At 57.0% G+C, this 9,970-nt stretch carries 8 protein-coding genes; 3 read left to right on the forward strand and 5 right to left on the reverse strand.

The features are described 5' to 3' along the window. Nucleotides 1-268 precede the first annotated feature (268 nt). A complete protein-coding gene (locus AWB76_RS36870) occupies nt 269-691 on the forward strand; it encodes a response regulator (protein ID WP_063936439.1) in 423 nt (140 codons plus the stop codon). 167 nt (nt 692-858) lie between these two features. On the opposite strand, the gene AWB76_RS36875 is transcribed toward AWB76_RS36870, so the two are convergent. From AWB76_RS36875 to AWB76_RS36890, 3 genes are all read right to left on the reverse strand, one after another. Continuing rightward, the gene (locus AWB76_RS36875; RefSeq protein WP_061165016.1) at nt 859-2,202 is read right to left on the reverse strand and encodes an alkaline phosphatase family protein; all 1,344 of its coding nucleotides are present in this window, start codon (nt 2,200-2,202) and stop codon (nt 859-861) included. Nucleotides 2,203-2,315: 113 nt separating this feature from the next. Next, the gene (locus tag AWB76_RS39890) at nt 2,316-2,519 is read right to left on the reverse strand and encodes a cold-shock protein (RefSeq protein WP_074171489.1); all 204 of its coding nucleotides are present in this window, start codon (nt 2,517-2,519) and stop codon (nt 2,316-2,318) included. A 688-nt stretch (nt 2,520-3,207) separates the two neighbouring features. After that, nucleotides 3,208-3,444, reverse strand: coding sequence for a hypothetical protein (locus AWB76_RS36890; RefSeq protein ID WP_061165019.1), 237 nt, complete (start codon nt 3,442-3,444; stop codon nt 3,208-3,210). 509 nt (nt 3,445-3,953) lie between these two features. Between AWB76_RS36890 and AWB76_RS39895 the strand changes: the two genes are divergently transcribed. Next, entirely contained in the window at nt 3,954-4,226 is a 273-nt protein-coding gene (locus AWB76_RS39895) for a DUF2934 domain-containing protein (RefSeq protein ID WP_244173661.1), read from the forward strand. Between the two features lie 585 nt (nt 4,227-4,811). On the opposite strand, the gene AWB76_RS36895 is transcribed toward AWB76_RS39895, so the two are convergent. Continuing rightward, a complete protein-coding gene (locus tag AWB76_RS36895; protein ID WP_061165020.1) occupies nt 4,812-7,001 on the reverse strand; it encodes an ATP-binding protein in 2,190 nt (729 codons plus the stop codon). A gap of 235 nt (nt 7,002-7,236) precedes the next feature. Here AWB76_RS36895 and AWB76_RS36900 point away from each other — a divergent pair, with 235 nt between their 5' ends. Further along, entirely contained in the window at nt 7,237-7,842 is a 606-nt protein-coding gene (locus AWB76_RS36900) for a hypothetical protein (protein WP_061165021.1), read from the forward strand. A gap of 968 nt (nt 7,843-8,810) precedes the next feature. Here the strand turns inward: AWB76_RS36900 and AWB76_RS39905 are convergent. Then, on the reverse strand, nt 8,811-9,479 hold the full coding sequence (locus AWB76_RS39905) for an H-NS family nucleoid-associated regulatory protein (RefSeq protein WP_244173663.1): 669 nt from the start codon (nt 9,477-9,479) through the stop codon (nt 8,811-8,813). Nucleotides 9,480-9,970 lie beyond the last annotated feature (491 nt).

The following is a 9,970-nucleotide window of genomic DNA, read 5'->3' on the forward strand; positions in this document are numbered from 1 at the left end:
AGCTTTCAGCTCCTGCTGGTAGGGAGGAAATTTGGGCTTGCATCATTTGCCACCTCGCTAGTTACTTACGAGCCGTAAGTTCGAATCGCTGTACACCTGTCCGTCGTCATCGAGTGCATCGAATTCAGCAGAGAATCGGACCCGTGCTCGAACCCTGACCTCTGAGCGAGCGCAATATGATATTCATTAGTGTGCGCTTGGCGCCATTCGAGTGGGACGACCGCCTTGCATAATGCACGTGGTGAACAGGCGGCAAAGGGAGAGCGCGATGGTGACCGAACTAGGAAACTGGACGCAACGTCGAGTTGAGCTAATAGAGCGAGTGCTCATTGTCGACGATTACCGAGGGGCGGCCGTCGCTACGGCCGAATGCCTATCGTTAGAGGGGCTTCAAACAAGAGTCGCGGGAGGTTGCAGCGAAGCCTTGGAAATTATTCGACACTGGTCGCCCGACGTGGTGTTGCTCGACTTGATGATGCCACAGCGGGATGGCTTTGCGACTGCGCGTGCCATTCGCAGTAATCCGAATTCGGCCGCGACGTTCATCTGCGCATACACATCGAAAGACGGCGCGTTCGTCGCGCGAAACCGCGAAGGGGTGCTCTTTGACGCATATTTCAGAAAGGGTGCGTCGCCCGACCGGCTCCTAAGTTTCATACGCGGTTTGTGCGTCTCTCATGAACTTCAATGAGTGAAGGTCCCCGTAACGAGACCGCAAGCTGTGGTCGCTTCCAACAGTGTCCGCCGGTTGTTCTCCTTGATGACGCCCAGATGACGGTCGGAAGGTCGACGGCATGCCCTACGAACGCTTGATGCTCTCAACGACGATGGCTTGACGGCCGGCATCAAATGGTAGCGTCAGTGGTGCGCATACAACGGCAAGAAAGGGTCCTTCGAGTGTGGAGCGCCCTCGCTCGATGGTCTGGATGCGCCGGCGGTTGCGACAGGCGATGGGCACACCGGCATGTCAGTGCGAGGGGTCGAAAGACTCAGTAGCTTTGTAAAGTCATCGGCTGCGCGCACCCGCGCTGTGAGGTCAAGCAGTCCATTGAGCCCAAGCAGCTTGTCCGTTGTCTTTAAAATAGATGTGTGGTCGTATAGCGAATGGTCGATAGTGCCAGCCGGAACGAAGGGTGAGACCACGATAGCAGGCACCCGTACTCCCAGTCTGTCGAAAGAGAAGTTATGAGTCTTCAGGCGGGAGTTCTCGGCTGTTCCGGGCGGCACGGCAATCGGAGGTGTCACGTGGTCGAAGAAGCCCCCATGTTCATCGAAGACGACGAGCAGCACGCTAGTTGACCACAGTTTTGATGCGCTGATAGCGTCGTAGACCTGCTTCACCAACGCTTCGCCTTTACGAACGTCACCGGCCGGATGCATCGAATTGCCATTTCGGAAGTCGTTCTTTGCGTCGTACGTCGGCTCAATGAATATGAACTTTTCCGTCAGTGAGTTGGAGGCAAGCCGGGAGAGAAGCGTATCCATTCCGACGAAGCGGCTGAGCAGGTTCTGCATTCCATAGATGCCGCGCGTCTGAGCGACGTCACCCTGCACGATGAGCCAGTCCGACTCCTGAATTTTCGAAAACACCGTGCCGTTTGGGAAAGTAAAAATCGGGGCGTTGAAAAACACGGCCTCCAGAACTTGCGCATCACTCGGAGAATGGTCGAGCCCCGACGATGTCCCCGCAACGGCAAAGAAGCGATTGGGCCACGTGGGTCCCGGCATCGAGGCAAACCAGTTGTCGCACACGCCGAACTGGCTTGCCAAGAAGTTCAGGACGGGAAGTTGGTCTGGCGTGAAAGCGTTGAAGGCATCGGCCACTGCGTCGAAGTGGTCCTCGTACGTTCCGGCGAAACCCGTCGTAGACGTGTCTGTAGCGAACGGCGGGTAACCTCCCGCGCCGAGGACCAGCGAGTCGTTGCGCACGGTGTCCGCGTTTGCCACCTGCAAGCCGCACAGCTGGACACAAACATCGGTGAATTCATGGCCCGGGTCGAAGCCAAGCGCATAGGGCGCACCTCTTCCTAGCTGGTAGGAAGTCCCCGTCCGTCCAAAGTTGACGATAGAAGCAGCTAGCAGCCCATTCGCGGTCGTCGGCTTGCCGGTAGGCGTAGTGCCCGCCAGGCTCGACCATCCAAATACGCTGTCGTACGAACGGTTCTCGAGCATGAGAACGAACACGTGCTCTATGGCGGCCATGGTCACCCCGGCTTCTTACCGTCCCACGGCTGCTTGTTGTAAGCGCCACGCCGACCAGTGTCAGACGCACGAAACGTTGTCAGCTGTTGATTCCGCGACATTTTCATTTCTGGCTACAGCAGATGAATGTTCCCCGCTTGCTTGCCCTTTGGACCTTCCTTCACGTCGAAGTTCACCTTCTGATTTTCAGTAAGCGATTTAAAGCCCTCGACTCTGACTTCAGAAAAATGCACGAACAGGTCTTGGCCACCATCATCAGGCGTTATGAATCCGTAGCCTTTTGCGTCGTTGAACCATTTCACCGTACCCGTAGGCATACCTTCTCCCAATTCGAGTGAACTGCACTGCGTCCATACCTATACATCAGGATAACTATCTAATTAGGTGTCTCGTCGAGGTATCTGACTAAGCCCTCACCGTTGCTGCTCACACCGAGATTACATTTTTGTGGACGACATCGCCTGTGTCAAGGAGTTAATTACTAGAATGCGACCGGCGCTCTTGGCGACGGTCTGAATTACCGTTTAGGCGGCAGTGGCTTCAATCGTCAGAAAGTTCGTCGTTGGATATTCCCGAGACGCAAACGGGGCGGTTTCAAGCCGAAGTGCAACAAGGGGTTAATGTTTAGCGTCTTGAGGTTGACTTGCTGAGGCGAGCGTGGCGGCGAAGACCTCGAACGGTGAATGAAACGCATAATTACTCACATGGACGACGTTGAAGTCTTCGAACGACCACGCGGAAGGGTTATGCGCCGCGTCGAACGACGGGAAGCCGAACTCGTCCCTTTCAGCGAGCACGTTCGCACCTTGGAGAAAGCCGGTTACGACAGCACCGCGGCGCGATACATCTTGGAGCACATGAGGCGGGAGGTGGTTGATTGGCGGCAAGCTGAATTTGAAATCGACGCTTTCTCGCCGCGCACTCCTGACGGATGCGCATAGCGAAGGATTTTGGCTGCATCGTCTTTGATACTCTGTTCCTGAACGACGCTCAAACGATGCCCGCTCACAGCGACGCGTCGGCGATTCCCTTCGAACTGCCTCGCAGGTGCTTCAACTGCGCGAAGGCATAGGTCGCATACTGTTCCGCGGCGGTCGCTGCGTCCCAGTTGATAGCGCGACCAATTTCTTGCCATAAGGCGCCTCCTTCGAGCATACGTTCGACCATGGGAATGTGGCCTTGTGTCACCAAGCCAATCTGCACCTGCGAATTTTCCGGGATGAACTTGTTGAATGTCGACATGAGCCAGGCGGTTCCTCTTCGGGGACGATAGGTGACGCACGGGCTAAATTCGTGCTGATTCATATAAAATAGCGCCGGCGCCCGACTGCTTCTATTGGCTTCCGCGCACATCGAAGCCTCAGGCTTCTGGATAGCGAATACTTCGCTGGGAACGATGCTCGAGCGACACTCTCTACTGGCGAATGCGCTGTGAGGGTTTTACTGAACTTTTGTGCTGATATCGCTTGAGCGCGCCACCGAGCGGGCTTTATGCCGCGCATTGCGGGCCTCCAGTTGAGCAGCGCTTTCGTCCAGCGATGGCCCACAGTTCGTGAATAGGCGCGCTTGGCACGCACTTGTCGACGTGGAGGACATCATGCTTGTAACCCGGTCGCCTTTAGGCGCTGGACGGGTTTAACACTGGAATTAAGTATGTCCGATAAGGGAGGTCACTTCCGGGCACCGTCCCTCGCGTGATATGTTCTGAGTCCATTCACAAACATCGCCATCGTGCGTTCACTGGAATGAGTATGAATTCAGCCCTGTCAGAAGATGTCATTCGACATCGCGCTTACTTGCTCTGGGAAGCAGACGGCCGCCCTGAAGGCCGCGACGAACACTACTGGCACTTGGCCTCTTCACAACTCCTCGTCGAAACCGTGGTGCCAGCCGCGCAACTTGCTGCTGCGAGCAGGCCCGCTAGCAAGCCGAAGACGGCGGCACGAAAGGTCGCGAAGGACGACAAGCACGGAGACGCAGGCAAAGCTGAAAAGAAATCGCCGGCTACGAACCAAAGAAGGTGACCGCAGCCTCTCAAGGTCTAGGCGCGACGAACTTGGCCAATGCGAAGCCTAAGGCAACTGGCAAGAAGACGCGCGACAGCGCCGCGTCAAATATCCAGTCGGAAGCCTAGGCGTCGGTAGGTTAGCAGAGCTCGCTCACCGCCTGACTTGCGTTGAGCTACGCTGAGCGCGTGGCCATTTCACCGAGTACCCTGCCGGGAGCGCGCTGAGACCACCGCGCCTTGAGTCGAGCCTGTAGAAGCCGACGTCGTCGAGCGCCTTTGTACCAAACCTTGATTGCCGGTTCCAACTCGAGCTCGGAGATGCGAAGGCAACAGCAACCCGCTGCGGCCCAAAAATATCGAGACCCGGCCAGCGGTGCGACATGGAGCGGCCGTCGAAGGGCACGTCGATGAAGTGGCGGAAAGGAACAGAACCAATTTTTTGCGGACCGCACAGCGCTGGTCAAGGCATGGTTCAAGCGGCGCTTTTCCCAAAACATCCGTGAAATGGCGACTCAGCAAAGCCAAGCGATGGAACGCTAAATTCGACCAACGAATGGCAGCCGCGCATGAATGTTTCAAGTTCGAGTGGCCGCCGGCCTGGTTATTTGGTTGCAGGACTCACACTGTGCAATAACGCTTGAAGGTCATCGATGTTGAAGGGCTTGGATAGAATCGTTACCCCAGCGTTCTTCGCTCGCTCGAACTCATCTGCATAGCCGGTCATGAGCGCGATAGCTTGCGTCGGCCACCTGCGCCGCACTTTTTCCGCGACGTCAATTCCGTTGTTGATGCCGGGCATCTGGATGTCCGAGAGGATGAGGTCGAACGTTTCGCCGTCGTCCAATACACCCAGCGCCGCATCGCCCGTAAGCTCGTGCCGAGATTTCCAGCCAAACACCTCCAATACGGCCGAAAGTCCAGCGGCCACCTCCTCGTTGTCCTCAACCAGCAAAACGGACCCCTGGATTGATTCGGTAATGGCCGGCGTATGCGCGGGTGCTACTGTCGCCTTGGTGTCGGCCTCTCCCAATCCGCGCGGAAGAAAGAGAGAAACGGTGGTGCCTTCGCCTTCCGCGCTCACGATACGAGCGGTCCCTCCAGCCTGCTCACACATTGCCATGACCTGCGCTAGGCCGAGGCCGGTACCTGCACTGGCAGCTTTTGTCGTGAACAGGGGCTCGAATGCGCGTTGCGCGACGGCGGAAGGCATGCCGACGCCAGAATCGGAACACGCGATAACAACATACTCTCCTGGCTTCAGACTTTGTCTCGCGCCGTCGACCGTGACGTTCTCACACCGAATAGTGAAGTCGCCGCCGTTCGGCATGGCGTCCTTGGCGTTAACGGCGAGGTTTATCAATGCTGATTGCAATTCGGTCGGGTCAACGTATATCGACCAGATTTCCGCCGGCGATGTGATTCGCAAGCGGACACGGTCGCTGAGCGACGTCCGTATCAGCGATGCTTCTTGCTCAATCCAATCTCGGACGTCAATCAGTTCCTGGCGTAGCGGCTGCTTGCGCGCGACACTGAGTAACCGCCTTGCCAAGACCTCGGCCGTAGCCGATGCTCGCTCGACGGCGACAACCTCCTTCTCCAGGTCATTGAAGTTTTTTCGGCGTGCCAGTTCCATGTTGGCCTTAACGACCATAAGTAGATTGTTGAAGTCATGCGCTACGTTTGCGACCAAATTACCAAGTGCACCCATGCGCCTCATCTGTCGGCTCGTGGTTTCTGCGGAGACGCGCATTCCAAATTCCGCTTTCCAACGCTCCCACGCAGTCCGTTCGCGTTTGAGACGGTTCAAACTGAACAAGACCAAGACCCAGATACCGACACACGGTACCAATGTTGCGATGGCGATGAAACCATCGTGCCTTAGCCACCTATAAGTCACCGTGGAGACAGGGATGCCAACGGTCACGTAAAGTGGATAGGAACCGACCTGCCTGTAGACCAAAAGCTTCTCGACGCCGTCGAGCGCTGAGAACACCTTGAGCCGCCCGCCCTCCCGATTGATTCGCACGGCTTCCAGCAGAGGCTGACTGCTCCCCGGGGCTCTTCGCGCTCTTGGGGCGGGAGTTCGAACGAGCGTGGTGCCGTCACTTCGAAATAGCCCAACCGTCAAGGCTCCGTCGTGCGTGGTCAGGCTTCGGTAGAAGGAGTCAAAGTAATCCCGCCGAAGCGAGACGACCAGGACGCCGAGTACGCGTCCACGCGCGTCGTATCGGGGCAGGGTTACGTTAAAAACGTCGGCGGCAGGGTCGGAAATCTGTTCGGACCGGGAAATGTTCGCCGCTGTCTCATCGTCGTGCCGTGCAAACGACAATACAGGCCGGTCACCAATTGATTGAAGTCCGACCGGAAAGGCGCTGCTGCTAGCCAGCAAATTTCCCTTGCGTCCGAAAATCGCGATAGACGCGACAGGCGGCAAATGCCGTGCAGTGCCCGCTAAAAAATTGTGAATTGACAACTGTCGAGCGCGGAGTTGGGCGTCGTCGTCTTCGCCTAGAAAGGCCAATATGCGTAGCGACATCTCCTTCGTGACATCCATAACTTTTACTGCTTGCTCCTCAGCCACCCTTGTCAGGCGGCCAATTCCTTCAGACGAATCGGCAACACGGGTTTGATAGTCGAGGTAGCCATATGCGACCAGGAAGAGCAGGGGCGTTACGATGGAGGCGACGAATGCCGCGATGAGCGTACGGCGTGTAGAGCCAAAATCGCGGGGCGGGACGGGAATATCCAGTGCCGAGCTTTCTGCAGCGGGCGGTTCCGTATTGATATTCATAGGACTGGACGGCGATTCGCGAATGCGCAGTCTATTCATATGTAAGTTCTCCGTCAAACGCACACGTCGGCCGGCCGCCAACACCCCAAAGAGCCGAATGACTCGAAAGAATCCGCGCCGTTAGCGTCCCGGGTCGTCTGTTTGGTCTGGAATCAGGAACTCGCTTGGCTCCCGCAGCGCGCGTATGAAAAATGGCGCATCGCGTTGATGACGCGTCGAGAGGCAACGACGACATATGCCCATTGGTGGACCGGTAAATATGGCTAGCCGGGCGCAACTCAGTGACGTCCAGACACTGGACGACGTGCAATCTCTCACCGACATCAAGACGTTTGCGCAGGAGGAAGCCTACTTCCATGAGGGAACCGTTTCTCGATGCGACGAAAGCGGCGGGGCCTTGCGTGCAAACGTCAACGGCACAAGCAGCTATAGCGTCCGCTTCGAGCAGCGACCAGACGCAGAAGGATTCGCGGCGCTGATAGAGGTAGTCCGAGCCACGGACAGCGTCGACCACGCGCGCGAGCGAGCTTTCGGCCTTATGTGGGCGCAGGTGAAGAAGGAGAAAGCTTCAGTTGCCGTCGGTAAGTCTGTGTGGCTCCGCCCGAGGTCGCGCACCGATATCGTCGAAATCCACCTCGCATTGAAGGAGCCCGACAAGGCTTGGGCCGCTTTCGCTGGCGGTCCGGTCGCCACCAATATGTGGGCAAGGATGGCGTCAATCCGAGCAAAGACTCATCCCGCGATGCAATCGCTCTATATCACCGCCTGTTACCAATTGCGGCGGAGGAAGGCGCAAGGAAAGCTCGCTACGAAGACAAAGAGGCCGTCCGATTGTCCGTAAAATCCGAAGTCTGCGAGCGGAACTCGGCGAGCACCTTGAATTCGAGAAGGAGCTCAACATGATTCGCAAAGCCTATGGACTAAACGAAACTCTATGAAGTTATTGGCGACATTAAACTGAAGTCACGATACCGCTCTATATGAAGCCGTGTGGCGAACCCTGTGCGCGATATTGAGCAGGTGCGCTCTATCTGCGAGGTCGCGTTACTAGCGCCCGTGTCTGTGCGAACTCAAGTAGCCTGCCATGGCGCTGAGCGGGGCTTCTCCGCAACCTGCTATCAAACCGGCGCGAAGACGACGGCGCCACGGCGCCCGACTTTTGTGAAGCTGCGGACAAAGCGATACGCCTGCCCATCAATTGCGCAGTCGTTTGTGCCTACGTGCGTTAGGCGAAGGATTTCGTCCACTGTGGGCTGTTCGACCGCCCCACAGATTCGCAGGTCCGCCTCTCTTCCAAACGGGTCGCCGACATACATCGCACATATTTGATTCTGCGGCTCCGTCATGATGAGACTCTCGCCCGCGTCCAACGAAAGTTCAAGATACTTTGCCAAGGTTTGGAGGGACGTCGGAGGCCGCTGTGTCTGACGCTCGCCGCCGATATCGACTGTCATAATGTTCCGCTCTGGCATTGGTTGGTTTAGTCAGGCAAAGGAGTTGCTCGAGGAGACCGACCTAGCGGCAGCGGGTCAGCGCGATTGCCTCTGCTTTTGCTTGCGTTCTTCGCAGGCTCGAGTTTTCTCTTCAAATCCGCGTGTACTCGCAGCCTTTTGCGTACGCCGTTGTTTTCAATTCGCAGAAGGCGCGCCGCATCTTCCTTGCAATCTTACGCTGATGCCGTACTCGTAGCCTCAGGCGTTGGCGATACCGCTGACGTCGCGGGCGTGACTCTTCGTGCAGAGGCTTTGCGAGCAGAGCCCCTCTTTGCAGCGACGGTTTCCCCTGCTGAACTCTTCGTAGCGGTCTTCGTCACGCCGCGGATTTCCGAGAAGCCGTCGCCTTTTTGGCAGCAACTCTCTTGGTCGCAGCGCGGCCCTTCGATGAAGCTTTTGAAGCGGCTGCCTTGCCAGTCGCCGACGCGTCCGATGTGGCGGCAGGAGCTTGTCCAATCAAAAACTTAGTTCGGTCCTTTGCGGACGCCAACCACTTCGGAGAAGGACCGCGACCGCTCCAGGTCGCTCCCGATTTCGGGTCTCTATATTTCGCAGGCAGTGCGCCCGTAGCGTTCACTTTTCTCACGGGAGCCTTTCCGCTGGACCCGGCGGCGGAAACTGCTGAAGACGCGCCACTAGCACCATCGATGAGAAACTTCGTGCGGTCCTTCACGTCTTTAATCCAGGCCGGTGGTCGAGCGTGTCCGCTCCACGTCTCGCCGGTTGTTGGGTTCTGATACTTTGCGGGCAATTTGCCCTTGCTGGCGCTCGACGGTTTGTCGCTTCGACCGACGGCAATGCGACCGCTTGGCTTTGCGTCTCTCTTCGCTTTCGCCTTGGCTTCAATGTCGGCGGTAGTGAGCCCGTGCTTCAGCATCAAATCGCGAATGTGGTCCACTGCTGCTTGCGCTTCCCTCGCGAGAATCGTCTCCGCCTGTGCTTGGAGTTTCCTCATCCGTGCCTGAATTCTATCGAGTGTCGTCATGTTCTCCTCCGAGTGGGTTACTCGGAGAACTATGACATACCCTTAGTCAAAATAGTGCGCGAAACCGCTTCGTTCCGGAACAAAACCTCCGTAAGGTTATCCCCGGATTCGAGCAGGAGAGTGGCCGAGGGACGTGACCGGTTAAGAACACGACGAAGATGGGGGTTACGAAACTCGCCGACGGTAGGTCGCAATGCGATGGAGAAAGCGGACCCAAACCAGCACGCACCCAACGGCCATCGGACCCGCCTTCTTCGGCGCAAGGATTATTTACCGGCATCAGCCTCGCACTTTTTCATGAACGACGTTTTGGCAGCACCGGCGAGCGGCTTACCGTCTTTGCCCACAGCTTTGCTCGCACATGCGGCAGAGACATTGCTCTTGTTGCCAGCTTCGCACTTCTTGATGAAAGAGGGCGGTTTCAAACCGAAGTGCAACGGGGGTTAATGTTTAGTTCTTTGAGGTTGGCTCGCTGAGGCAAGTGTTGCAGC

The organism is Caballeronia temeraria, from assembly GCF_001544795.2.
Lineage (GTDB): Bacteria > Pseudomonadota > Gammaproteobacteria > Burkholderiales > Burkholderiaceae > Caballeronia > Caballeronia temeraria.